The sequence below is a fragment of the Terriglobus roseus genome (assembly GCF_900105625.1).
Taxonomy (GTDB): Bacteria; Acidobacteriota; Terriglobia; order Terriglobales; family Acidobacteriaceae; genus Terriglobus; species Terriglobus roseus_B.
This window is the reverse complement of the sequence record NZ_FNSD01000001.1, coordinates 434838-458474: the sequence shown is the minus strand read 5'-3', so window position 1 is coordinate 458474 and position 23637 is coordinate 434838. Positions and strand designations below refer to the sequence as shown.

Here is a 23637-nt window from a genome sequence, read left to right as displayed (position 1 = left end):
ATCAAGTGCGGCGTTTCGTTCGCGTCGTCTGGAAGCTCTTCAAGACTGCCTCAGCGGGGGCGAGTATCGGGATCTCCCTTGATTTGCCGAAGAGCATTCTTGTCGTGAGTCCACCATCGATGACACTGAGCATCGCCGCTGCCGCCGCCTGCCTGTCGATGGCGATAGGTTCCAGCAGATTCGTCAGATAGGCATGAAACCTGTTCTCGTGTTCGGTCGCTACGCGATGGAACGGGTGCGCGGTATCCGGGTATTCGGATGCGATCCGAAGGAACGGGCAGCCGATGATGTCGGGATGGTTGATCACGCGTTCGATCCTGGCTAACGCCTCGTGGATATCCTTCGGCGGGGCAGGACTGTCGACAGCTTCAAAGAACGAGCGGTCGCGGCATGCGAGATACGCGACCACGAGGTCGTCTTTGCTTGGGAAGTGTCGATAGAACGTCGCCTTCGCTACCCCGGATTCAGCCATGATCCTCTCGGTGCCGGTCGCACGCACACCCTCCCTATAGAAGAGGTAATCGGCAGCCTCGAGAATTCTCTCGCGCGGATCGGATGGCTTTTGCGCCTGCATCAAGGCCAGTGTCTCCTAAGACAGACAAGTCTGTCTATATCTTATCGAACGCACGGAGGAATCGTGAATCGGAAAGGCTTCCATGTTGGGAACAAGCAGATTTTCCTGCAATAGGATTGAAGTATTTCGGTTCGAGACAGACAAGTCTGTCTATACTCTGAGAGGCGAGAGACAGACGTGTCTGTCTTGTCGTTATTCGAAAGGAACAATTGTATGGATCAGCAGATCTCCCTCTTTCCGCCGGTGGGGTTGGAAACCGCCCCTGAGCGGTCCCGTCCGGTTCTGACAGACGTTCAGAAGTCCTTCAAGTTCATTCCGAACCTCTTTGGAGCGTTCGCAAACTCTCCCACGATTCTCGAGGGCTATGTTGCGCTGGAGAAAGTCTTCAGCAAGGGCACCTTGAACCCAGTGGAGCGTCAGATCGTCCTGCTGTCCGCCAGTGTTGAGAATGATTGCGGTTATTGCACCGCGGCTCATAGCACCCTACTCAAAGCTTTCCTGCATGTGCCGGCCGAGGTTGTCTCGGCGGTGCGATCGAACACGGCTGTATCCGATCCCAAGTTAGCGGCGCTGATCGTGCTGACCAAAGAGATCGTCGCGGAACGTGGACACGTCAGCGCGCTGGTGCTGGACAACTTCTTCGCCGCCGGGTACCGCAAGGATCAGGTGCTTGAGGTTCTGGTCGGGGTCGCACTGAAGACGATGAGCAATTACGTGGATCACATTTCCCCGACGGAAATTGATCCGGCGTTTCAGGCTGAGGCTTAGCACTCTCGCACTCAGCAAATCATCAACCGAACCACTCACCACGAAAGGATCTACGAAATGGCTAAGTTCGCATTGCTCGTTGAGATGAAAGCGAAACCTGGAAAAGAAGCAGAGATCGAACCGTTCCTCGCAAAAGAGGCCTCGATGGTGAGGACCGAACCAGGAACCCTCTCGTGGCATGCCGGGAAGATCGAGGGCGAGAACGGGATCTATCGGGTCTTCGACACCTTCGACACCGAAGCCGCCCGCGAAACGCATCTGAACGGCCCAGCAGGACAGGAGTTCATTGAGAAGGCCGGTGAGTTGTTCACCGAATCCAAGATCAGTCGCCTGCAGATAGTCGCCCAGAAGTAGGTGTTGTGGTGACGCTCGTTGTGAGGCGCCGTTGGATCGCGAGTTTCGACTTCGCATCCATCGGTGACTCACATTGATTCGTAACCCGCACGACCCACTTACCGCCGCCGGTCTGCCTCGACCTTCTCAGTCTCGTTCATGCGACAGAGGTCGCCTGTCCACCCAGGCACCGCCTGAAACAGAACTTGATGATGAAGCCTCCAGCCATGAAGGTCCGTTGGTCGGTATCCCGTCCAGCGCAATCTTCTTGTTTAACACCGGCCGCAATTGAAGAAAGGAATACTCAAGAACATGCGACTCGATATCGTACCTAGCGCCCCTTTTCCTGATTACGAACTGACGGACCACACAGCAAAACGGCGGAGATTGTCCGAAATTCAAGGAAGCGATCCGATGATCGTCGTTCTTAGTCGCGGGGGATACTGTCCGAAGGACCGCTGCCACCATGAAGGGCTTGTCCAGCTACACCGTGAAATAGAAGTGGGTTACTGCCAGCTTGTCACGATCAGTACCGACAACCTCACGGAGACGAATGAGTACCGCAGCGGAGTCGGCGCACACTGGACCTTTTTGTCCGACGCAGGCCGTGTCATTCAAAAGGATCTCGAAATCGCGGAATATACGGATCCTTCCCACAATCCCATGATTCCCCACGTTGTTGTTCTTGAGCCGGGTCTCATCATTCACAAGATCTACAACGGGTACTGGTACTTCGGAAGGCCGACGATGGAAGATCTGCGGCAGGACTTACGCGCTGTCACCACGAAATGCAGGCCGGACTGGGATCTTACAAGTCCCGTCACGAGAGGTGCATGGCAGCAAGGTCGCAAAGAATGTTTCTATCCCTACGGAAAGACATACGCTCAAACCATCCACGAGCAGGACTGACCCAGTTCGGCAAATTGCAATGGATCGAACCGAGGACGAGAACGACCCATCTGGAATCCCAAAATGAGACCGAAGAAAACACCTTTCCGTGACACTCATGAGGGCGGAACGAGGAAGATCAAAAGACGGTCCAGGAACTGTTGCGACACGCCGACAGAAGACACACGTGGAGGTGTATGAGCTCGCATAAGCGAGCAGCGCAATGGTGTGGGGTTGTGGTCATAAGCCTAGATGGAAAGAGAAGATTTCGGAGGGGGAGTGTTCATTGCACTCACCATCTCTGCTTCTTGGGGTCCGCCTCAATCCAGGTGCTTTAGATTGATGGCGGGGACGACGGGACTCGAACCCGCGACCTCTGCCGTGACAGGGCAGCGCTCTAACCGACTGAGCTACGTCCCCAAGCTTGCTGGTGCAAGATGGTTGTCACATCGAAGCGGGTCACTGTGATTCGTGCCCTCGCACTTCGATTGTGTTATCGCGGAGTGTCCGGCAAATTTCGCTTGCCTGTTCTCTCGCGACGACAAGATTGAGTTTATCAGAACTTTCGTCCAAGGTGGCCGATCTGCCTGTGCAGAATTATCAGCTCGGAAAAATAGTACCCGCTCCGTAAGTGCAGGGGAAAGCGAACGGAGCAACGACTAGACGTCGTCCGAAAGATCAAACACCTTGCGTGGAGGCGTGGCCGCTGTACGCTCGCGCAGGCCTCCCTCCATACCGATCAGCACGGCAAGTGCGATACCAGCGAAGATGACGACGCTCTCGACACGTGTGGACCACGCATGGCGTGCTTCGAAGTCCTCGCGCAGGGGCGAGCCGGGCACGAGGATCTTGATGTTGCCGCCAGCCAGCGCGCGATCATGTTCCATGGGAAGAATGATGGCGCGGTTCGAAACGAACGTCAGCACAATCATCAGCAGTACCAGGCCAGCCTGCACCGGCATGCGATAAGCGCGGGCTCCCAGGAAGCGCAGGCTGAGGATCATCGCGACACCGCACCACAGTCCGATGGAGTGCGCGAAAAGTAACGTGTGTCCGATGAATGTTGCGAATTGCTCTGTAGTGCCGAAGATGCGCGCAGCGGTGGGAGCGACTACCGCACCGAAGAAGATGAGGGCGCCCATCCAGACAGCAAAGGCAAGCAGGCGAACGATACGGGCAGCGATGACCATGGAAATAGTGTAGTGGTGGCAGTCCATCCGAGAGGCGGCAGGAAGCGGCGCAAAGACGAAAGCCCACCCTCGCAGCGCGAAGGTGGGCTTTCAGGATTGACGACTACGCCGATGGCTTGTTCCGTTCGAGTGCATTCTGCAGAACGATCTCCAGAGCAGGCTTCACGCGCGCGTACTGCTCCTCGGTGATCTTGCCGGTCAGCTTATCGCTTTCAAGTGTGAACAACTCATCCCGCAGGACGTTCAGCAACGAGGTCGGGTGCGCAACGGGGGAGACAGCAACATACGTGTTCGTGGGTGCGAGCGTTGGATCTGCGGCAACCACAGCGGCATTTTGCGGACGCGAGAGCAGGAACCCTGCTCCACCGGCCAGAAGCAGGCCGATGCCGGCTATGATCCACCACTTGTACTTGCTCAGCGGGTCGGGCGTGTCGATGGGTGTGCCGAGGCCACCACCCGGCTTGCCAGGAGCGGCAGCAACGCCTGCAGCGTCGTTAGCCGCACCATTCGCATTGGCCTGCGCAGTGGGAGCAACACCAGCGGGGGACGTCCCATCGCCCTGTCCCGTCGCGTCGGATGTCGTGGTGGTGCGCGGCAACTGCCCCTGGCCGCTTAGCGTCAACTCGGCGGCGTCACCACCGGCGATGTTGCGTGCGACGAAGGTCTGTGCGTCGACTTCATCCTGCACGGGCGCCCAAGGCGTCTTGCCGCCTTCAAACTTCATGGACTTCGGCATCATCACGATGACGTTGTCGGCCGCCATGGCGGTCGTGGGTGTCAGTTTCAGCGAGCCGTTGTACGGTACGCGATAACTCACCTGGAACTGTGTCTGCCCGCCGGGACGCACGGCGAAGTTGAAGGTATAGTGACCCTTCTTTGGAAGTGGCACGGGCTGAGACTGAACGGTCATGCCGCCCGGGCCCTGCGCTGCTGCACCTTCGATCGCGACGCCCTCGGGGAGCGTGAAGTCGAAGGTTGCGTCGGAAAACTGTGTCTTCGGTGGCGTGGAGTCGTTCTTCAGGAAGAAGTGCTGCACAACGCGCAGGCTCTTGCCGTCTGCTTCGGTCTGCACCCGCATCACGTCGGCCTCAAGCTTCACGCCAGGGACTTTTGCGGCGACGGCGTAGACGTCAATGTCCAGGCTCGTCGTCCCCGGAGGCGCTGGCTTGAAGTAGTTAGCACCCTCGTGCGTCACGCGCACCAGGTGGATGCCTTCGTCGGGTATCACGAGTTCGTAGTGACCTTTGCCGTCCGAGGTGGTGTGCGTGGCTTCCTGCATGCCCTGAGCCAGACGGATGAGCGTGACGGTATCGCCGGCGGACGGCTTGTTCGTCGTGCCATTGGTGATGGTGCCAGTAAGCGAGCTGGCCGCGAAGGCCGAGAAAGGCAGCGCCAGCAGCGCCGTGAGAGCGGTGAGTCTAAGGGAACGCATCGCTTCTAAGTCTAAATGGGGAAGCGAAAAGGCCACATCCTGAGATGTGGCCTTTTACATGGAGCGCGCTTCGTCTAGAAAGTGTCCTTCGAACTCAGGTTCGCCAGGATCTCCGGCCGAGTCCGCCAAACGTCGCGCCACTGCTTTTTCTCCATCAGCGGCAGTTCGTCGGTGTGGAAGGGCGAGCCGGCCTGCGACGATTCGCCGTAATAGACAAAGGTCTTTGCCTGCTTGATGCCGGTCTTCGAGAACTCCAGCGCGATGGTGAAGCCGTCGCCGTGAACCGGTGTCTTCTTGCCGTCGAGCAGCGGACCCCAGGTGAAGACGCGGAAAATGCCGAGGTTGCCGTAGCCGCCATTGCCTGGCAGCGAGACGCCATTGAGGGCCGGACCGCGCGTCGCGGCGGTGTTGCCGTCGGACTGGCCGTTGATCTCCAGCTTCATCACGTCACCCCACGGGCGATCGATGGAGCCGTAAAGCTTCTCCGTCTCATCAGCGGCGTCCACCAGCATCTGCACGGCCAGCTTCGGATCCTTGATGCCGCGTGGCGTCGTTAGCGGCTGGTTGTAGTCATAGGGCACCGCAAAGTTCTTCTGCGCGGCGGCGGTCGTCATGCCGACGCTGGGGCTGACGAATTTTTGCGCCCAGGTGTAGAAGAGCAGTGCTCCGCGCGAGTTCGCCTCGGCCTGCCGGTCCCACGTTTTCAGCACCGCCGCGGCCTGTTTGGCGCGGGTGCTGCTCGACTGATCGACGTCTGTGAGCAGGTCGTCGAGGACGCGGTCGGCCATCTCCATGCGGGTCGAGAACTTCTTCTGTAACAGCATGTCGAAGCTGATCTTCTGGTCCTCGCTGAGCATGCGCAGTCCGCGGTCGCTGCGGAAAAGCGGGAAGAACGACGAGATGTAGGCGGGGTACTTCGACCGGTCCATCATCGTCGGCCACGACGCATCCCACGGTGGTTCGTTGGAGTTCTGGACGTAGCCACTGGCGGGGTCGATCTGCTTTGGCAGTTCGTCGTAGGTGAGGTAGCCCGTGGGCATGGTGGCGCTGGTGGAACCGTCGACCGGGCGTGTCCACGTGGCCCAGTCGCCAGTGCGGCGCGGAGCCATGGAGTTGAAAAGGTACTCAATGTGTCCGTCACGGTCCGCGTAGAGGATGTTGTAGGTGGGTACCTGGACCCGCTTCAACTGCGCCTCGTACTCGGCGAAGTTATGCGAGGTATCCATCTTCCAGTATTGCTCCAGGAAGAAGGGCCGATCAAGGCCGGATGTCATCAGTGCGATGGGCGATCCGTCGTCGCGTCGGACGATGGGGCCGTGAACGGTCTTCTGCACCTGCACGACTTCCGTGGTGAAGCTGCCGTCCTTCTGCTTGACGCGGAACGGATATTGCGCGGTTTCGTACTTCATTACCTTGCCGTCGTAGAGGTAGCCGCCGTCCTGCTCCTTGATCTTGAACTGGAGTGAGCCGGTACCGGTGTTCACCGTGTTGGTGATGGCAACGTAGTCAGAGAAGCAGAAGCGCATGACCGGCAGGCCGACCTGCGATGCCCCGGTCAGGTTGATGCCGGGAGCGACAAGCTGCGCTTCAAAGTACGTGGTTTCGCCTCCCATGGAGAGGTGCGGATTCATCAGCATCATGGCTCCGCCCGCGACCGTATGAGATGGTGCGATGGCCCAGCCATTCGATCCATCCTGCATATCCAAGTTGGTAGGAGCGAAAGGCGAGTCTGGCAGCTCCAGCGAGGCCTGCGTTGTGGGCGCAACACCATGGGGCTCCATGGCATTGCGATTGGAGACGAACTCGAAGTTCACGAAGTGGTGCGTGTGCTGAATGATGTCGAGCGAGGTGATCGGGAGCACCTGCTTTGCTTCATGACTCAATTTTTCCGGATGCGCCGCGGCATAGGCGTTGATGCCGGCTGCAAAGGCTTCCAAGTAGCCGCGAAACTCCGGCGTCTGCTGTCCCAGCCAAACCTCAGAGCGCTTTGGGATCTCGTTGAGCCAGACCCAGCGGTCTGTCTTCAGATTGCGGTCACCGTCGCCCGCCCCGTAGATCTCACTTGAGCGCCCACGGCTGGCAGCCATCACGTGCATCATGAGTTCAGCGTGGGCCTGCGTTTGCGCATAGCCGTAGAGGAAGAACATATCCTTCGTGTTCTTCGCGAAGACATGCGGTACGCCCCACTTGTCCCAAAGGATTTCAGAACCCTTCACCGGCTTATAGGACGCGGCCTTGGCCTGGGCGACGACAGATACAGAAGTACTCATCGCAAGCGCAACAGCGGCGATGGAAAGGATGCGGCGGCGCAGGGGCATGGTGCTCCTTGTGGTGTCGCTTCTTGAATTTATGGTTGCTTTCGCAGGGTATCAGAGCGGATCGATCTGGAGCTCGATGGCGATCCTAGGCGCGCTCGAGGACGTCGATCTCCGTGACGATAGTCGTCGCTTCGTCTTCCAGCAGGGCGCGCTGCGTGGCGTAGTCCTCTTCGGGATACTTGCCAGCCTTGTACTCGAAATTCAGATCGCGCAGATTGGCGAAGACAGCATCGCGGCGTTCGCGCAGGAAGTCCAGCCGTGAGGCGGCACGCTGCGTAAACGGGTTCTTCTCCGGCCAAAAGGTGAAGGCGAAGAGTCCGACAAGGAGAACGATGGATGCGGCGATGCTCATGAGCTAGTACTCCGTCTCGCGGCGAATGCGATCGCGCACATCGTTGCTGCCCGCGAAAGGCATGGCGGGTGCGCCGGGGACCGCGAGCATGTGACGCCCCTTCCAGCGGCGGATAAGGAATGCGGTGCCGACGATCGCAAGAAGAAATACGGCGACTGGGATAATCCATGCGGCGTTATCAAAACCGCCGCGAATCGGCGCGGCCAATACGGTCGGACCGTACTTCGCGACGAACCAGTTGAAGATGCTGGTTTCCGTGCCGCCACCGGCGACCTGGTTACGCAGCTCACCGATCATGCGGTCGCTGTCCGGACAGCCAACGTGGTTGCACTCGAGAAGGATTTGCCCGCAGCTGCAGACGCAAACCATCCTGTGGCCGATGCTGGAGAACTTGTTCGTCGTGTCGCCGGCGCCGATGGTGATGAGGGCAACGCTGAACAGCAGAACCATCTGCAGAACGCGATTTTTGAGGAGAGCCCGCATTAGTCACCGCTCACAGTCTGCAGTTCGCGCTCGGGGATGATCGTGGCGGCCTTGTTGCTCAGCATGGGTCGGATGCCCGGTAGCAGCGCGAGGACAGTACCCGCGAAGACGATCGCGACGCCGGCCCAGATCCAGGAAACCAGCGGATTCAGGAAGACCTTGATGATGGGGCGGTTCGTCTCGGGATTGCGACCGAGGAAGATGACGTACAGGTCGCGCAGCACGGTAGAGTGGATCGCGACAATCGTTGAGCTCGTCTGGCTGGCATTGTAGAAACGCTTCTCCGGCGTCATCTGCGTCAGCTTCTTCCCGCCCTTGTAGACGTCGAGCAGCGCAAAGTCGGTGTCGTAGTTCGCGTTGGAATCCTGTGTGTAGCTAAGGCAGACGATCTTATAGTTACCAATGGTCAGCGAGTCGCCAAAGCCCATCTCAAGCTCTTGCGACTGGTTAAAGGCCGCACCCGCGAGACCCGCGAAGAGGACCACGATGCCGAAGTGAACAAGGTATCCGCCATAGCGCCGGTTGTTGCGCATCATTAGCGTCCACGCGGAGGTAGCCAAGTTCTTGCCGGTCTGCGTTGCGACGACATGCGCGCCGCGCAGGAACTCCGCAAGGATCGCCATGAAAACGCCCGCGCCGATGGAGAAGCACACCAGCGCATAGAGTTGACCTTCAAGGTCTTCGCTGGACGCCTTCCACGGATGGAGGCCGCTGAGCATCAGGATGATCGCGCTACCAACGATGGCTGAGCACGGCAGGATGAAGTTGCGGCGGATGGATCGCAGCGACGTTGCACGCCACGCCAGCAGCGGTCCAACGCCCGTCAACAGCAAAAGGAATAAACCGATGGGCACCGCGACTCGATTGAAGAACGGCGCGCCCATCGTGACCTTCGACCCCTGCACATATTCGCTGAGCACGGGGAAGAGCGTGCCGAAGAGCACGGTGAAGCAGGCCACGAGCAGAACAAGATTATTGAAGAGGAAGGAACTCTCGCGCGAGACGATCGCCTCAAGCTTGTGCTCAGACTTCAGATGACCACTCTGCCGGAAGAAGGTGAAGAGGCATACGGCGAAGATGATGCAGAGGAACGTGGTGAACCAGTCACCGATACTGCTCTGCGCGAACGCGTGAACACTGCTGACGATGCCGGAGCGTGTCAGAAGCGTTCCAAGGATGGTCAGCATGAACGTCAGGAAGATGAGCCAGACGTTCCACTTCTTCATCATGCCACGCTTCTCCTGCATCATGACGGAGTGCAGAAATGCTGTAGCTGTAAGCCACGGCAGGAACGATGCGTTCTCGACCGGATCCCATCCCCAGTAGCCGCCCCAACCGAGTACGGCGTACGCCCAGTGCATGCCCAGCGAAATGCCGACGGTGAGGAAGAGCCAGGTGACGAGCGTCCAGCGGCGCGTGATGCGGATCCACTTTTCGCCGGGGTACTTCATCATCAGCGCGCCCAGAGCGAAGGCGAAGGGGACTGAGAAGCCGACGTAACCGAGGTACAGCATCGGCGGATGGATGACCATCTCCGGATACTGCAGCAGGGGGTTCAGCCCGTTGCCGTCAGCGGGGATGACGCCCTTGGTCAGCGAGAAAGGCTCAGCCGCGAAGTTCAGCAACGCAAGAAAGAATATCTGGATTGCCGCGAGGATGACGGATGCATAGGCGAAAAGACGAACATCCGTCCTGTGGCGCAGACGCAGCACGAAGGCGTAGCCCGCGGTGAGAAAGGACCAGAGAAGAAGGGAACCTTCCTGACCACTCCACAAGGCGGAAAACTTGTAAGCCGGGTGGAGGGCGATGTTGCTATGTTCTCGAATGTACTCGACTGAGAAGTCGTTCGTGAATGCCGCCCAGGTGAGGGCAATCGCGGCGCAAAGAACTGCGATAAAGCTGCCCAGCCCGGCACGCCGAGCCGTCTCCGCCAGTCGTTCCGCGGAGACGCGCAGCTGCAACCCGCGCTGCATGGCGAAGAGTGCCAGCGATCCTGCAAAGAACGTGTAAGCGGACAGGCAGAGTGCCAGAAGAAGCGCGAAACTGCCGAACTGGGGCATTGGATGGGACATGGGTTTACCGCGGCCCGCAAACGGGAACGCGTAGCCATTCTCTCAGGTGGAGAGGCCGTGGGCAAACCTTAGTGCGATCATCGGTGTTGGTGAGGCTTAAAGAGGGGTGTCAGGCTGCGTCCGGACGAATAAGGCGGTCCACTGATGCCAGCAGATTGTCGGGCAGAAGAGGCTTCAGGCGAAAGAGCACGTTCATGCCCTGATATTCCTCTTCGGCGTCTTCCAGGCCGCTGATGACCATGACTGGCAGTTCCGGACGGAAGGTGCGCAGTTCGCGTACGAATTCGGCGCCGCTCATATTCGGCATGATGTGGTCTGTGATGACCATGTTGATTTCGGACGGAAAGTCATTCTCACGAAACTGCTGCAGGGCGCGTTCGGCATTCAGGGCAGGGATGACGAAGTAGCCGGCTCTCTTCAGAATCGTCTGGCGTGTGGCAGCCTGGATGGCATTATCGTCAATCAACAAAACAGTGCGTTGCATTCTTCCTCGAATCCTCAGGGGCCAGGTTTGGCCTGCCGGGCTATTCTCCAACGGCGTTTAAGTATTTCGCGCTTTTTTGGGTCTTTCGCGCTTTTGGATGCGGATGTTTCACGATGCGCTGCCCACGAGATACGCAAAGTTTTGCAAGAAAAATATCCGAAGGCGCTTTGCGGCTAGCTTGCTCTACGATCCGGCTGTTTTTCATGCAGATAGACGAACTCAAGTGGGAGGGGCTAGGCTGGGTGCGAACTTCTGACGGCACAAACTAAGTAAGCGGATTTGGGAGAAGCCACCACTTGAGCACCCACCTTGGCACTGTCGACTGGCTGATTATGGCCGTCTACCTCGTATTTGTGCTCGGCATCGGCGTTGCACTGAAGCGCTACATGCGTACCAGCAATGACTTTTTCCTGGCGGGACGTTCCATCCCGGCATGGGTCTGCGGCCTTGCTTTTCTGTCCGCAAACCTGGGCGCGCAGGAGGTCATCGGTATGGGGGCATCCGGCGCGAAGTATGGCCTGGCCACCAGCCACTTCTACTGGATTGGCGCCGTGCCGGCGATGGTCTTTGTAGGCATCTTCATGATGCCCTTCTATTACGGCTCGAAAGCCCGCAGTGTGCCCGAGTACCTGCGCATGCGTTTCGACGAAAAGACGCGCGCATTGAACGCTGTCTCCTTCGGCATCATGACGCTCTTCTCATCCGGTATCAGCATGTATGCCATGGCATTGCTGATCCAGGCGCTGGGCATCTTCCACGGCATCGTGCCGGATCAGTATGTCTTCCACGTCTCCGTGCTCATCAGCGCGGTGATTGTGTTGGCGTACATCTTCCTTGGTGGTCTAACGAGCGCGATCTACAACGAAGTGCTCCAGTTCTTCCTGATTGTTGCCGGCTTCCTCCCGCTGGTGTACCTGGGCCTGCGCAACATCGGCGGCTGGCATGGCCTGCAGACGCGCTTGCCCGAGACCTACATGCATTCATGGCGAGGAATGAGCCACGCAAACACGAACCCTTTGGGCGTGGAGTGGTTCGGACTCACAATGGGGCTTGGGTTCGTACTTAGTTTTGGTTACTGGTGCACTGACTTCCTCGTGGTTCAGCGCGCCATGGCAGCGGACAGTGAAGAGAGTGCCCGGAAGGTACCGCTGATCGCAGCGATCCCGAAGATGGTCTTTCCGTTCCTTGTCATCCTGCCGGGATTGATCGCCGTGGCGACGCCGACCGTGATCTCGCACGTGAACGGCACAACGATCAATTCGTCGCAGGGCATGATCCCGGTCAAGATGGATCCGCGTACCGGCACACTCCAGACCGACAGCAAGGGCCAACCGGTCTACAACTACGACCTCGCCATCCCGACGCTTCTGTTGCACTACTACCCGACGGGAATTCTTGGCCTTGGCCTGACCGCGTTGCTTGCCAGCTTTATGTCGGGCATGGCGGGTAATGTCACTGCGTTTAATGCCGTGTGGACTTACGACATCTATCAGAGTTACCTCAACAAAAATGCTACGGATGCGCACTACCTCAAGATGGGCCGGTGGGCCACAGTCGGAGGTGTGATTCTGAGTGTCGGTGCGGCGTATCTTGTCACCGGCTTCAACAACATCATGGACACTCTGCAACTGGTGTTCTCACTGGTGAATGCGCCGCTCTTCGCGACTTTTCTGCTTGGGATGTTCTGGAAGCGGACGACAGGGCATGCAGCGTTTGCAGGCCTCATCAGCGGAACGACCGCCGCGTTGCTGCATCACGGCCTGACACTCCCGGTTGGCGATGCGCCCGGCATCCACGGCGGTTGGATCGCCCATGTCCATAGCTATCCCAGTGACATGGCGCAGAATTTCTGGACGGCAATCTTCGCCTTCTCGGTGAACCTGCTGGTCACAATCCTTGTCAGTCTCCTCACCAAGGCGAGGCTGGAAGAAGAGTTGGTCGGCCTCGTCTATTCGCTGACGCCGAAGCCAGTCGAGCATCATCTGCCGTGGTATAGCCGACCAATGACGCTCGGCATCGGTGTGCTCGCAATCCTGCTGCTCCTGAACCTGGTCTTCGCATAACGAGCGGTTAGCAAAACGAACCAATCCCCAAGGAGCAGTCATGGGTCTCGATCTTCGTATTCCACTTGGCCTGATGTTTCTTTCGATCGGCGCTCTCATGCTCGGCTATGGCGCGATCACGTGGAACAGCCCTATCTACGCGCAGTCACTGGGGCAGAACATCAATGTGTTGTGGGGTGGCGTCATGGCCTTATTTGGCGCCATGATGTTCTTCTTGGGCCGTCGAGCACGTTGGCAGAACGACCCAACACATCCGCGTACCTGGGAGCGTGACGAGGCTGAGGCTGCCCGTATCAACCGCCACTAGAGCCAGCTGCGCGAAACGAACCGCTGCCCGATATTCAAACGCAGTTAGGGCTCTGTCACAATCTGTGCAATCTCCTCCTGCGATAATGGAGGCATGAAGCACCGCGTCATTGAACACTACGAGCTGATCCGGAAGCTGGGCACGGGCGGCAGTGGTGTCGTGTGGCTGGCGAACGATAGTGAGTTGCAGCGGCCCGTAGTACTCAAGCTCCTTCAGCGTGGCTCGCTGACTCTGGAACAGATGCGCATGACGTATCTGCGCGAGGCCCGGCTTGCCTCAGCCATCGAACATCCCAATGTCTGCGGTATCTATGAAGTGGGCGAGGCGGGCGATGAAGCTTTCATCGTCATGCAGTACATCCCAGGCAAACCCCTGGATCGGCTCATCGACAATGGTCCTGCCAGCCTGGAGCTCGTTCTCTCCGTTGGAATTCAGGTGGCCGACGGACTCGCCGCGGCGCATTCACTCGGAATCTTCCATCGAGATCTGAAGCCAGCCAACATCATCCTGACGGACGGCGGCCTCGCAAAGATTCTTGACTTCGGTTTGGCTCGACGCATCAACATGGAAGAGGTCGAGTTCGACCCGACCGTGAATACCGAGCGTCGCATTCCAGCAGATGCCAAGTACACGGCTCGAGGCGGCACGCTGGCGTATATGGCGCCGGAGCAATTCGTAACAGGGCAGTCGTCCGTACAGAGCGATATCTTCGCTGTCGGCGTTGTGCTGTATGAGTTGCTCACCGGTAGGCATCCTTTCCATCGGCCGGATGCGCCGGATTTTCAAAGCATCCGCGCCATCCAGTTTGAAGAGCCGCCATCCATCGGCGAGCTCGCTCCGGAAACGCCGATTGAACTTGAGAGCACCATCCTGCATTGCCTGGAAAAACAGCCTGCGTCACGCTTCTCTTCGGCCGCGGAACTGCGTGAGAGCCTGCGCACCATCCTGATGGCGAAGCAGCTTGACGCCGTGATGTCGCCGGGGCTGAACATGCCTTCAAGAAATCACCTTGAGTTTCAAACTCCAGAGCAGGAGAAGCGCTCGACCGGCATACTCTCCATGCTCGCGGAACGATTTCGGGAGAGCGGCGGCAACCAGCAACACAACACCATCGTGGTTTTGCCTTTCCTCAACATGGGGCCGGCAGACGCCGCCCCTCTCTATGGCTACGCGCTTGCCGATGCCATCAGCGCGCGGCTGGCGCGCATGCAGAGTATCGTCGTCCGTCCGTCCAGCACATTGATGAATTTGAATGCGCGCCAGCTCGATCCGCTCAGCATCGGTCAGAAGCTGCGTGTGGAATATGTCGTAGCCGGCAGCTTCCTGCGCAGCGATCAGGGCTTCGACTTGAACTGGCAGATGCTCGATGTGCCGGCGCAGTCCGTGCGCGCGGGTGGCTCCATCAATGTGAATTCGTTTGATCTTGTCGCGGTACAAAACGAGATCAGCACGGAGATTTTCGGCGCACTACGCGGCACGGCAACGGTCCGCATCGCGTCACGCACGAAGGAACTGGAACAGGAAGAGGATTCCAGGCCGTTAGAGCAGGAACTGTCCGAGGAGTATCTGCAAGCACGCGCGCTGTTGAACTCGTTCATGTTCCGCCGTGGCAGCGCGGACGATCTTGACCGTGCGAAGGAGCTCTTCGGCCGCGTCTCGCAACGGGATCCCTCCTATGCACCCGCATGGACCGGTCTGGGAGTGACGCATCTCCAGTATGTCCGCCATGGACTTGGTGGCCAGATGCACCTGATCGAAACACGGCGCGCACTGGATCGTGCACTCGCAATCGATCCCGGCTCGGTCGAGGCGAATCTCTACCGCGTGTATATGCTTCTTTCGCGCGGAGAAAAAGAGAGTGCTCGTCACGGCATCGCACACCTGCTGCAGACCGCTGGGAATGACTGGAATGTGCGTCGCATCGCCGGTATGACGCTGCGCAGCGACGGCCAGTATGAGGCCGCACTGGCGGAGTTTCAGGTGGCCCTCCGGCTCAATCCATCGGACGCTGCGGCGATCTACAACGATCGTGCACGAGTGTTTCAGTACCAGGGCCAACTGGAGTTAGCCGAGGACGAAGTGTCCAAGGGGCTGACCTTAGAGCCGGGGCATACACGCTTGCGCATCACGCGCGGCTACCAGTTCATGCGTGTGGGCCAGTTGGAGCGGGCCATCGCTGCGCTGGAAGAGGTTATTGCTGAAGACAAGACGATGCGCATCGTCTATCCGACCATCGCCATGTGCTATGTGCAGCTCGGCGATCGAGCCAAGGGTTCCACGTTCATCGTGGATGAGACACTCGCAGCGGCTGAGGCTGACAGCGAAATGGCTTACCGGCTTGCCACCTACTTCGCTGTCGATGGCGAGGCGGTGGAGGCACTCCACTGGCTGCGTCGTGCGGTGTATTTAGGGAACGAAAACTATCCCTGGTTCTCAAAGAATCCGGCGTGGTCGCGGCTGCAAGGCAATGCAGACTTCGAACTGATCCTGACGGACCTGAAGAAGACCTTCAAGCGCAACAGCAAGAACTGGAAGCGACTGCTCGGCCAGGTGCAGCACTAGCTGGAAGTTCGCTTTCTGCTCTAAGAGACACGGCGTTGCGACAGGACGAACCACAGCGTGAGCGCGCCGAATTGCAGGAACAGAACGTCTTCTGCAATATTCCACGCGCTGGATCGACCAAGGAATGCAGCTGCGTAGACCATCGCCACCATCATGAGCGTAAGCATGATCAGCGTGACAAGCCGGCCATAGTGCGATGGCTCCTGCACGGCGGGTAGCACCCGTGCCGGCGGCTGTTCCGGCAGTCGTGCCATCAGTCGTATGGCAAAGTCAGCCGGAGCAGTCACGGGAGGTTTCGCTTCAAGAGCGGTCGTGATCCGTTGCGTCAGTTCATCCTGTTCGTTCAAGACCTGCCTCCTGTCTGCGCTAACTTGGTTGATGGGGTTCCGGCATCCCGGGCCAATGCGGATCGAAGCTTGTTGCGACCACGATGCAGATGTGTTCGCACCGTACCGATGGGCAATCGCAGTGACTCGGCGATCTGCTGATAGCTTCGCTCTTCCTGGTGGTAGAGCACAAGCACAGATCGCTCGATAGCGGTCAGTTTTGAGAGCTCGTCTTCAACGCGCTGCTGAAGTTCCAACGTGGTCAGTTGCACTTCAGCACTCGCGGACGGATGATGCAAACGGTCTTCCCATCCGCTGATGTCGTCTGAAAGCGAACTTTCGCGCGCGTCCCGCTTACGGCGTTTCCATTCGTCCTGCGCCACATTCACGACGATGCGATGCAGATAGGTGGTCAGCAGCGCCTCACCGCGGAAGGAGGGGAGTGCGCGATAGAGCCGAAGGAAGACGTCCTGTGCCAAATCGTCCACATGTTCCCGCGTTCCTGTCAGACGCACCAGCATCCGGAACACCATGTCCTGGTGCTCTGCAACGAAGGCCTCGAAGCTGTTTGAATCCGTCAAGGTGAGGTAAGACCTCGTAGCCCGTCATAAGTTTCATACAGCGGTCTGAAACTTTACACAGAGGATTCTGTCTAACGCCGGCGAAAGGGAAAACAACATGAGCGATCTGTTTTCTAGTCCATTCGTCGTCCCCGTCGCAGGCTGTGTCATGATTCTGGGCCTCGGCATCGCCGGTATTTATTCCGAGATCCGCAACAAGGAACTGCGTTCGCAGGAGCGCATCTCCATGCTGAACCGGGGTGTGCCATTGGCAGACATTGAACGCATGATGCGCAGCGCAACGGAAGAGGAGAAAAAGGTCCGTGACCCTCTGCGCAGTCTCGGCAACGCGCGTCGCACCGCCATCGTACTCATCTCGATGGGCATTGGTGTGGGTATCTTCGGTCTGCTTCTCTTCGCCATTCTGCAGATTCGGCCAACACTGATCGTCCCTGCCGCCGGAGTCATCAGCCTGTGTATCGGCCTGGGCTTCCTGGTCGACTACAACATGCAGAAGCGCGAACTCTCGCGCTTCGGCATGGAAGTCGACTAGAGTTCGCGCTGCTGTAAATCCTGGATATTTTGCTTTAGTTCGTCGGAACGAATGCCTGTGGAGCGACATAGGGTCTTGTCACAGGTTCGGCTTCAGCGTTCACAGTGGCAGGCCGCCGCTCCAAAACCGGAGCGGACCGCTCTGAGAACTCAGGCTGTCTTGCTGCTGCGCCGATTGGCATGGGCTCCGTAAGGCTGATGACCAGCATGGTGCCTTCTGGCACGCGTGCCTGACGATCCTGCTTCAACCACCACGCGGTGCTCAAGCCGGCGCCGACACCGGCGCCGATTAGTGCACCGGGCGCGCCGCCGATGACGCCACCCGCTGCGGCTGCCCCACCGGTCGTTAGAGACATCGCTGCAAGCGTTGTGCCGACATGATCCTTACGGAGGATGTTGCCCTCTTCGTCGATGCGCGTATCTGCGGTGCGGTCGGAATCGATGACCATGGCGCGCATGAGTTTCCGTGATCCGTCCGGCAGCACAATGGTCTGGACTTCGAGATGGATCAAGGCTGTCCCATGAATGCGGCGACCACCGCGAACCTGCGTAATGCGGCCCTCAACCGTGGATCCAGCCGGCAGCACAATGCGTCCTTCATTCAGAATGTTTTCCGTGAGTTCTGCGGTGAACGGCGTGTTTGGCTGGGTGGTCTCAGTTGCAATGGCCGAATTCAGGCGGATGTGCATGAGCGTGTTGACCGCCAGTTCGTCGGAGCGGCGCGGCACATCTCCGACAATGCCTGCATCCGGGTCGACCTTCTCTTCCACGCGTGGCCGCAACGAAACGCCGGGCCCAACATAGGGCCTGTATTCGCCGTATTGTTCTGTCGCAGAAGCAGAATTTGCGGGCGGGGTCATCGGAATTGCGGCGGAAGGTTTTGCTGCTGGAGCGGGAATCGGCACATCTGCAACCGATGCTTCGGGCGGATGGGACACGCCGGTCTGCTGACCAAATGCCGGCATTGCTGCGGCGACGATGAGTGCGAGGGCGATCTGTGGCTTCACGCTGCGGCTCCTTCTGCCATCCGGGAGACGGCAGTTCTTCCTAGGCTAGAAGAGACGGGTCAGAATGCGGCATGTCATCTCAATGGCGAATCAAGACCGTCAACGCGAGCCACTTAGCACACGTGTTCACAGAGGGATTGGCGCCGCTTTGTTAGAATGACGGCGTAGCAGTCGCATGCACCAACGTGCCTTCGAGACTGCATTTACGGACAACCTACATGGCTGAGTTACTGGAGACGATCGTCGGTGCAGGTGGTAGCAGCATCGCCGTCGATCGACGGGCCAAGCTGAATGACCGGCTGCAACATCGCATCATCGCCCACGGGGGCATCCTCGCACCGCATGCGGGCGAAGGGAAAGGCAACATGACCGAGATCGTATCCATCACAGCGCGCGAAATCCTTGATAGCCGCGGCAATCCCACCGTCGAAGCCGACGTGACCCTTGCAGGCGGCGCCATTGGCCGCGCCGCAGTTCCCAGCGGTGCCAGCACCGGTGAGCACGAGGCCGTGGAGCTGCGCGATGGCGACAAGGAAGTCTACCTGGGCAAAGGCGTGCTGCAGGCCGTTGAGAATGTTGAGAGCTCCATTGCTCCCGAGCTTTCAGGCATGGATGCCACGAACCAGCGCCTGATCGACGCGACCATGCTCGCACTCGACGGATCGCCCAACAAGGCAAATCTGGGCGCGAACGCGATCCTTGCTGTGTCCATGGCGTGCGCGCGTGCCTCGGCCAATGCGCTGAAGATGCCGTTGTACCGCTACCTTGGCGGCGTGAACGCCTGCCTGCTGCCGACGCCCATGATGAACATTCTCAATGGTGGCGCGCACGCCGACAACAACGTGGACTTTCAGGAGTTCATGATCATGCCGGTCGGCGCGGAGAGTTTCGGCGATGCGCTGCGCTGGGGTACCGAGGTCTTCCATACGCTGAAGGGCGTTTTGAAGAAGAAGGGTTACAACACGGCAGTGGGTGATGAGGGCGGATTTGCACCATCGCTGAAATCGAACGAGGAAGCGCTCGAGCTGATTCTTGAATCGATTCAATTGGCCGGTTATGAGGCTGGTGAGGACATTGTTCTCGCACTCGATCCTGCAGCCAGCGAGTTCTACAACAAGGAAGCCGGCAAGTACATCTTCAAGAAGAGCGACAAGAGTGAGAAGAGTTCAGCCGAGATGGCAGCCTACTGGGCTGACTGGGTTCGCCAGTACCCAATCGTGTCGATCGAAGATGGTTTGGCCGAGGATGACTGGGATGGCTGGAAGATCCTGACGGACGAGATCGGCGATCGTTGCCAGCTCGTTGGTGATGACCTGTTCGTGACCAACACGAAGCGTCTGCGCGAGGGTATCGAGAAGGGTGTCGCCAACTCGATCCTGATCAAGGTCAACCAGATCGGCACCGTCACGGAGACACTTGAATCGATCGAACTGGCGCGCCGCTATGGCTACACATCGATCATCTCGCACCGCTCGGGCGAGACGGAAGATACCTTCATTGCGGACCTTGCAGTTGCCACGAACGCAGGCCAGATCAAGACTGGCTCGGCATCGCGCACGGACCGTATTGCCAAGTACAACCAGCTGCTGCGCATCGAGGAAGAACTCGGTCAGGGCGCGGAGTATCTCGGCATCGAATCCATCAACTGCGACTAGTTCGCGCCCGCACGAATCGATGGAAGGAGTGGCTGAGGCCACTCCTTCTTTGCAGTAGGCCGTTCTTTACAACGAAGTCAGGAGTCATGTATGTCGCGTCGCAAGCCACTCGTTCTTACCATTCTTGACGGCTGGGGAATCCGTGCGGAGACGCACGGCAACGCGATTGCGATGGCTCGCAAACCGACGTATGACAAGCTGCTGCGCGAGTATCCGAACACGATCATCCGCGCCAGTGAGCACTTCGTTGGTTTGCCCGACGGGCAGATGGGGAACAGCGAAGTTGGTCACCTGAACCTGGGCGCAGGCCGCATTGTTCGCATGGACATCACGCGCATCGACACCATGATTGAGAGCGGTGAGTTCTACCGCGATCCTCTGCTGGTGGTCAGCATCAAGTCGGCCATGGAACGTGGCCGCTCCGTTCATTTCCTGGGACTACTGAGCGATGGCGGCGTGCACTCGCACCAGCGTCACCTGTATGCGCTGCTGAAACTCTGTGCGCAGCTTGGTGCGAAAGATGTCTTCGTTCATGCGTTCCTCGACGGTCGCGACACCATGCCGACCTCGGGTGCTGGCTACATTGACGCACTGCAGCAGCAAATTCGCGAGATCGGTGTCGGCAAGTTGGCCAGCTGCAGTGGCCGTTATTACGCAATGGATCGCGACCTGAAGTGGGAGCGTGAGCTGAAGGCGTTCGACGCGATGGTGAAGGGCAACGCGGAGGGGGGCTCGACACACGATGCCGCGGCAAAGGTCCGCGAGGGCTACAACAACGGCGTCACCGATGAGTTCACGATTCCGTTCGTCTGTACCGACGAAGCAGGGAAGCCGCTGGGGAAAATTCAGGATGAAGACCTGTGCATTTGCTTCAACTACCGCAGTGACCGCGTGCGGCAGATCACACGCGTTCTCGCGCGCAACGTTGAGGGTGGCCTGACCAAGGCCGACGCGCGCGACCTGCCCAAGGCCGAAGAGCTTGATCTTGAGATCCCGCGTGTCAGCGTCCCGAAGAACTTGCGCTACATCACGATGACACAGTACGACCCGAAGTTCACGCTGCCCATGGTCATCCTGCCGGAGAGCATGGATAACCTGCTGGCCAATGTGATGGCGAACAACGAGTTGCGGAACCTGCGCGTGGCCGAGACAGAGAAGTACGCGCACGTGACGTACTTCTTCAACGGCGGGATCGAGAAGCCCTTCAGCGGCGAAGAGCGTGAGGTGGTCCAGTCGCAGAAGGTTGCTACGTATGACCTGGCTCCTGAGATGAGTGCGCGTGGAATCTGCGATGTTGTGAAGAAGGCAATCGATGACACCGCGTTTGACGTGGTCGTCGTGAACTTTGCCAATGCCGACATGGTTGGCCACAGCGGCAAGATGGAGCCGACCATCAAAGGAGTGGAGACAGTCGATGCCTGCCTTGGTGAGATCTACGCATCCCTGAAGCGCAACGGTGGATCGTGGCTGATCACCGCAGATCACGGCAATGCCGAGATGCTGATCGACCCCGTCACCGGTGGCCCGCATACTGCTCACACGACGAATCCGGTGCCGCTGATCGCAATTACGGATCAGGGTAAGAAGTTCAGCCTGCGCGAAGGTGGGTCGCTGCGAGACCTGTCGCCGACGATGCTTGCGATGCTCGGACTTGATCTGCCGAAGGAGATGACTGGAGGCGATCTGCGGGTATTCCCGAAAAACTAAACCTCGCGACGGCCTTCCATCGCGCGACTCATCGTTATTTCATCCGCGTATTCAATATCGCTGCCGGCGGGCACTCCGGTTGCGATGCGCGTGATACGGAGTGGATGATCGGCGCTGGCATGATGGAGTTGGTTCGCGAGCCAGTGCGCCGTCGCTTCACCTTCTACGGTGGGTGAGAGGGCGAGGATGATCTCCTCGATCTCGCCGAGGCGGCTGAAGAGATTGGCAGTGCGCAGTTGCTCTGGTCCTACGCCGTTGAGCGGTGAGAGTGTGCCGTGGAGCACGTGATAGATACCGTTGTAGCCGCGCGTCTTTTCGATGGACGCAATGCTGGTCGGTTCTTCGACGACGCAGACCGTCGAGTGCGTGCGCGTGGGCGATGTGCAGTAGGTGCAGGGATCGACGTCGGTGACATTGTTGCAGATGCTGCACAGCCGTAGTTGCGCTTTGAGCTCACGGATGGCGTTCGCGAGCAGCTCTGCGTCAGTGTTGGGAGAGCGCAGGATGTGAAAGGCCAATCGTTGTGCGGATTTGTTGCCCACGCCGGGCAGCTTGCGCAGCTCTTCGATCAGGCGGGCCATCGGTTGTGCGAAGCGTTCCATGGTTACTTTGACGCTTCCTTTCCGTTGTCGGGACGGAGGCCCAGGCCGGGTGTCAGTGACTTGCCATCGATGCCGGTGGGCGACCACGCTTCGACGACAGCCTGCGCGATCTTAGCGATGGCGACCTCGCCTTCGTTATCGACGCTCCAGCCTTTGTCGGCATTGTCGTAGGTGTAGACCGCGAGGACGATGGGACCGGACTTTGCCGCGATGATGGCCACGTCGGACCGCGTGGCGTCCAGCGAGCCCGTCTTCGAGGCGATGCCGCTGCCTCGTTCGGTGTTGTCGAGTTTCTCCAGGTAGCGCGGAATCGTGTCGCGATAGAACTGGTTGCGCAGCATGTCGATGGCGACGTTGCAGGCTGCGTCGGCCTTTGTTTGATCAACTTTCGGCTGGCCGGGCAGGTCTACATCACAGCGGCCAATCTTCTCCATCAACTGCCCGATCTGCTTCGGTGTCGTCTTGCCAAGGCCGAACTTCGGCTGGTCTGCGGGCATCGGGCCGTCTGCGGGCTTGAAGACCTTCTTATAGAGCCATGTTTCGGCGTAGCCGAGCGCTGCCATGTTGTCATCGACCAGCTTCGTCGGAAAGCGATCGATCATGAGGTTCGTGGCGGTGTTGTCGCTGACGATGACCATCATGGTGGCGACGTCTTTCAGCGTGAGCGTGACCGGCGTATCGAGGAAATGCAGGATGCCTGATCCTGCGACGCCCTCGCGCGGTTTCAGGGTGACCTTCTCGTCCCATGTGGCGCGGCCAAGTGAAATCTCGCGCAGCGCAGTCCATAACAGTGCCAGCTTGATGGTGCTTGCCGTCTGTACCGGCTTGTCCGCGTCGATACTAATCGTCTTGCCCGTGTTGAGCTGGTGGGCATAGAGCGCGATACTTCCGTGGTGTTGTGCGATGACCTGCCGGATCGCGGCTTCCGGCTCCTGCGCGCGCAGAGAGGAGCACAAGCCAGCAAGCGTGGCAGCGATGCAAAGGCCGCGCAAGGACAGCTTACGAAACGCCTTCGACACGATGGGCACTTACCCGAGCAGCTTTCCCAGGTCCATGCCGCCCAGCATGCCGCTGGTGGCTGCCTGCATCTGTTCGTCGGCCTTACGTCCCGCTTCGTTAATCGCTGCGGTGATCAGGTCTTCCAGCATCTCAACGTCGCCACTGCTGGCGGCAAGGGCCGTGGGATCGATCTTCAGGCGCAGCAGTTCCTTTTTGCCATTGACTCGCGCCGTCACCAGGCCGCCGCCGCTGCTGGCTTCCGCGGTCGTTGTGGCCAGCTTCTGTTCCATCTGTTCCTGCATATGCTGGGCCTGGCCCATCATCTCCTGCAGCTTGCTCATATCCATCTTGGGGGCTCTCCGGGAGGTTGGGCGATCTTTGGGCCGCGGTCTAGAGGGCCGCG

At 58.9% G+C, this 23637-nt stretch carries 23 protein-coding genes and 1 tRNA gene; 9 read left to right on the top strand and 15 right to left on the bottom strand.

Annotation, left to right across the window (positions count from 1 at the left end; all coding sequences use genetic code 11):
- Position 1 precedes the first annotated feature (1 nt).
- Positions 2-574, bottom strand: coding sequence for a TetR/AcrR family transcriptional regulator (locus BLW03_RS01925; protein WP_244502181.1), 573 nt, complete (start codon positions 572-574; stop codon positions 2-4).
- Between the two features lie 213 nt (positions 575-787).
- Between BLW03_RS01925 and BLW03_RS01920 the strand changes: the two genes are divergently transcribed.
- From BLW03_RS01920 to BLW03_RS01910, 3 genes are all read left to right on the top strand, one after another.
- On the top strand, positions 788-1342 hold the full coding sequence (locus BLW03_RS01920) for a carboxymuconolactone decarboxylase family protein (RefSeq protein ID WP_074652100.1): 555 nt from the start codon (positions 788-790) through the stop codon (positions 1340-1342).
- A gap of 57 nt (positions 1343-1399) precedes the next feature.
- Positions 1400-1696, top strand: coding sequence for a putative quinol monooxygenase (locus BLW03_RS01915; RefSeq protein WP_074652099.1), 297 nt, complete (start codon positions 1400-1402; stop codon positions 1694-1696).
- 291 nt (positions 1697-1987) lie between these two features.
- A complete protein-coding gene (locus BLW03_RS01910) occupies positions 1988-2584 on the top strand; it encodes a redoxin domain-containing protein (protein ID WP_170834925.1) in 597 nt (198 codons plus the stop codon).
- 322 nt (positions 2585-2906) lie between these two features.
- Here the strand turns inward: BLW03_RS01910 and BLW03_RS01905 are convergent.
- The 8 genes from BLW03_RS01905 to BLW03_RS01870 all read right to left on the bottom strand — a co-directional run bounded on the left by BLW03_RS01905 (position 2907) and on the right by BLW03_RS01870 (position 10894).
- A tRNA-Asp gene (locus BLW03_RS01905) sits at positions 2907-2983 on the bottom strand.
- A 239-nt stretch (positions 2984-3222) separates the two neighbouring features.
- The gene (locus BLW03_RS01900) at positions 3223-3753 is read right to left on the bottom strand and encodes a DUF4149 domain-containing protein (RefSeq protein WP_074652098.1); all 531 of its coding nucleotides are present in this window, start codon (positions 3751-3753) and stop codon (positions 3223-3225) included.
- Between the two features lie 103 nt (positions 3754-3856).
- A complete protein-coding gene (locus tag BLW03_RS01895; RefSeq protein ID WP_074652097.1) occupies positions 3857-5185 on the bottom strand; it encodes a hypothetical protein in 1329 nt (442 codons plus the stop codon).
- Positions 5186-5259: 74 nt separating this feature from the next.
- Positions 5260-7503, bottom strand: a complete 2244-nt coding sequence (locus tag BLW03_RS01890) for a penicillin acylase family protein (protein ID WP_074652096.1) — start codon at positions 7501-7503, stop codon at positions 5260-5262.
- An 85-nt stretch (positions 7504-7588) separates the two neighbouring features.
- Positions 7589-7855, bottom strand: coding sequence for a hypothetical protein (locus BLW03_RS01885; protein WP_074652095.1), 267 nt, complete (start codon positions 7853-7855; stop codon positions 7589-7591).
- A gap of 3 nt (positions 7856-7858) precedes the next feature.
- The gene (locus BLW03_RS01880) at positions 7859-8338 is read right to left on the bottom strand and encodes a cytochrome c-type biogenesis protein CcmH (RefSeq protein WP_083350257.1); all 480 of its coding nucleotides are present in this window, start codon (positions 8336-8338) and stop codon (positions 7859-7861) included.
- Positions 8338-10410, bottom strand: coding sequence for a heme lyase CcmF/NrfE family subunit (locus BLW03_RS01875; protein WP_074652094.1), 2073 nt, complete (start codon positions 10408-10410; stop codon positions 8338-8340). The genes BLW03_RS01880 and BLW03_RS01875 overlap by 1 nt, the downstream gene beginning before the upstream one ends.
- A gap of 109 nt (positions 10411-10519) precedes the next feature.
- Positions 10520-10894: a response regulator gene (locus tag BLW03_RS01870; protein WP_074652093.1), complete on the bottom strand. Its 375-nt coding sequence runs from the start codon at positions 10892-10894 to the stop codon at positions 10520-10522.
- 332 nt (positions 10895-11226) lie between these two features.
- Here BLW03_RS01870 and BLW03_RS01865 point away from each other — a divergent pair, with 332 nt between their 5' ends.
- The 3 genes from BLW03_RS01865 to BLW03_RS01855 all read left to right on the top strand — a co-directional run bounded on the left by BLW03_RS01865 (position 11227) and on the right by BLW03_RS01855 (position 15826).
- Positions 11227-12957: a sodium:solute symporter family protein gene (locus tag BLW03_RS01865; protein WP_074655701.1), complete on the top strand. Its 1731-nt coding sequence runs from the start codon at positions 11227-11229 to the stop codon at positions 12955-12957.
- 40 nt (positions 12958-12997) lie between these two features.
- Complete coding sequence (locus BLW03_RS01860) at positions 12998-13264, top strand: hypothetical protein (RefSeq protein WP_074652092.1); 267 nt, start codon at positions 12998-13000, stop codon at positions 13262-13264.
- Between the two features lie 93 nt (positions 13265-13357).
- Positions 13358-15826, top strand: a complete 2469-nt coding sequence (locus tag BLW03_RS01855; RefSeq protein ID WP_074652091.1) for a serine/threonine-protein kinase — start codon at positions 13358-13360, stop codon at positions 15824-15826.
- A gap of 20 nt (positions 15827-15846) precedes the next feature.
- Here BLW03_RS01855 and BLW03_RS01850 read toward each other — a convergent pair whose 3' ends face one another.
- Entirely contained in the window at positions 15847-16173 is a 327-nt protein-coding gene (locus BLW03_RS01850; RefSeq protein WP_074652090.1) for a hypothetical protein, read from the bottom strand.
- Positions 16170-16733, bottom strand: a complete 564-nt coding sequence (locus BLW03_RS01845) for an RNA polymerase sigma factor (RefSeq protein WP_074652089.1) — start codon at positions 16731-16733, stop codon at positions 16170-16172. The genes BLW03_RS01850 and BLW03_RS01845 overlap by 4 nt, the downstream gene beginning before the upstream one ends.
- 97 nt (positions 16734-16830) lie before the next feature.
- Here BLW03_RS01845 and BLW03_RS01840 point away from each other — a divergent pair, with 97 nt between their 5' ends.
- Complete coding sequence (locus BLW03_RS01840; protein WP_074652088.1) at positions 16831-17265, top strand: DUF6249 domain-containing protein; 435 nt, start codon at positions 16831-16833, stop codon at positions 17263-17265.
- Positions 17266-17299: 34 nt separating this feature from the next.
- Here BLW03_RS01840 and BLW03_RS01835 read toward each other — a convergent pair whose 3' ends face one another.
- Positions 17300-18271, bottom strand: coding sequence for a hypothetical protein (locus tag BLW03_RS01835; protein WP_074652087.1), 972 nt, complete (start codon positions 18269-18271; stop codon positions 17300-17302).
- 365 nt (positions 18272-18636) lie between these two features.
- Between BLW03_RS01835 and eno the strand changes: the two genes are divergently transcribed.
- Together eno and gpmI are read left to right on the top strand one after the other, a co-directional pair.
- Positions 18637-19926 carry a phosphopyruvate hydratase gene (gene eno, locus BLW03_RS01830; RefSeq protein WP_074655700.1) on the top strand — a complete coding sequence of 430 codons (1290 nt, stop codon included), beginning with the start codon at positions 18637-18639 and terminating at the stop codon, positions 19924-19926.
- 90 nt (positions 19927-20016) lie between these two features.
- Complete coding sequence (gene gpmI, locus BLW03_RS01825; RefSeq protein WP_074652086.1) at positions 20017-21633, top strand: 2,3-bisphosphoglycerate-independent phosphoglycerate mutase; 1617 nt, start codon at positions 20017-20019, stop codon at positions 21631-21633.
- On the opposite strand, the gene recR is transcribed toward gpmI, so the two are convergent.
- The 3 genes from recR to BLW03_RS01810 are packed head-to-tail and all read right to left on the bottom strand — an operon-like array spanning position 21630 to position 23581.
- Entirely contained in the window at positions 21630-22235 is a 606-nt protein-coding gene (gene recR, locus BLW03_RS01820) for a recombination mediator RecR (protein ID WP_074652085.1), read from the bottom strand. The genes gpmI and recR overlap by 4 nt on opposite strands.
- A gap of 2 nt (positions 22236-22237) precedes the next feature.
- Positions 22238-23254 carry a serine hydrolase gene (locus BLW03_RS01815; RefSeq protein ID WP_244501917.1) on the bottom strand — a complete coding sequence of 339 codons (1017 nt, stop codon included), beginning with the start codon at positions 23252-23254 and terminating at the stop codon, positions 22238-22240.
- 9 nt (positions 23255-23263) lie between these two features.
- Positions 23264-23581: a YbaB/EbfC family nucleoid-associated protein gene (locus BLW03_RS01810; RefSeq protein WP_074652083.1), complete on the bottom strand. Its 318-nt coding sequence runs from the start codon at positions 23579-23581 to the stop codon at positions 23264-23266.
- Positions 23582-23637 lie beyond the last annotated feature (56 nt).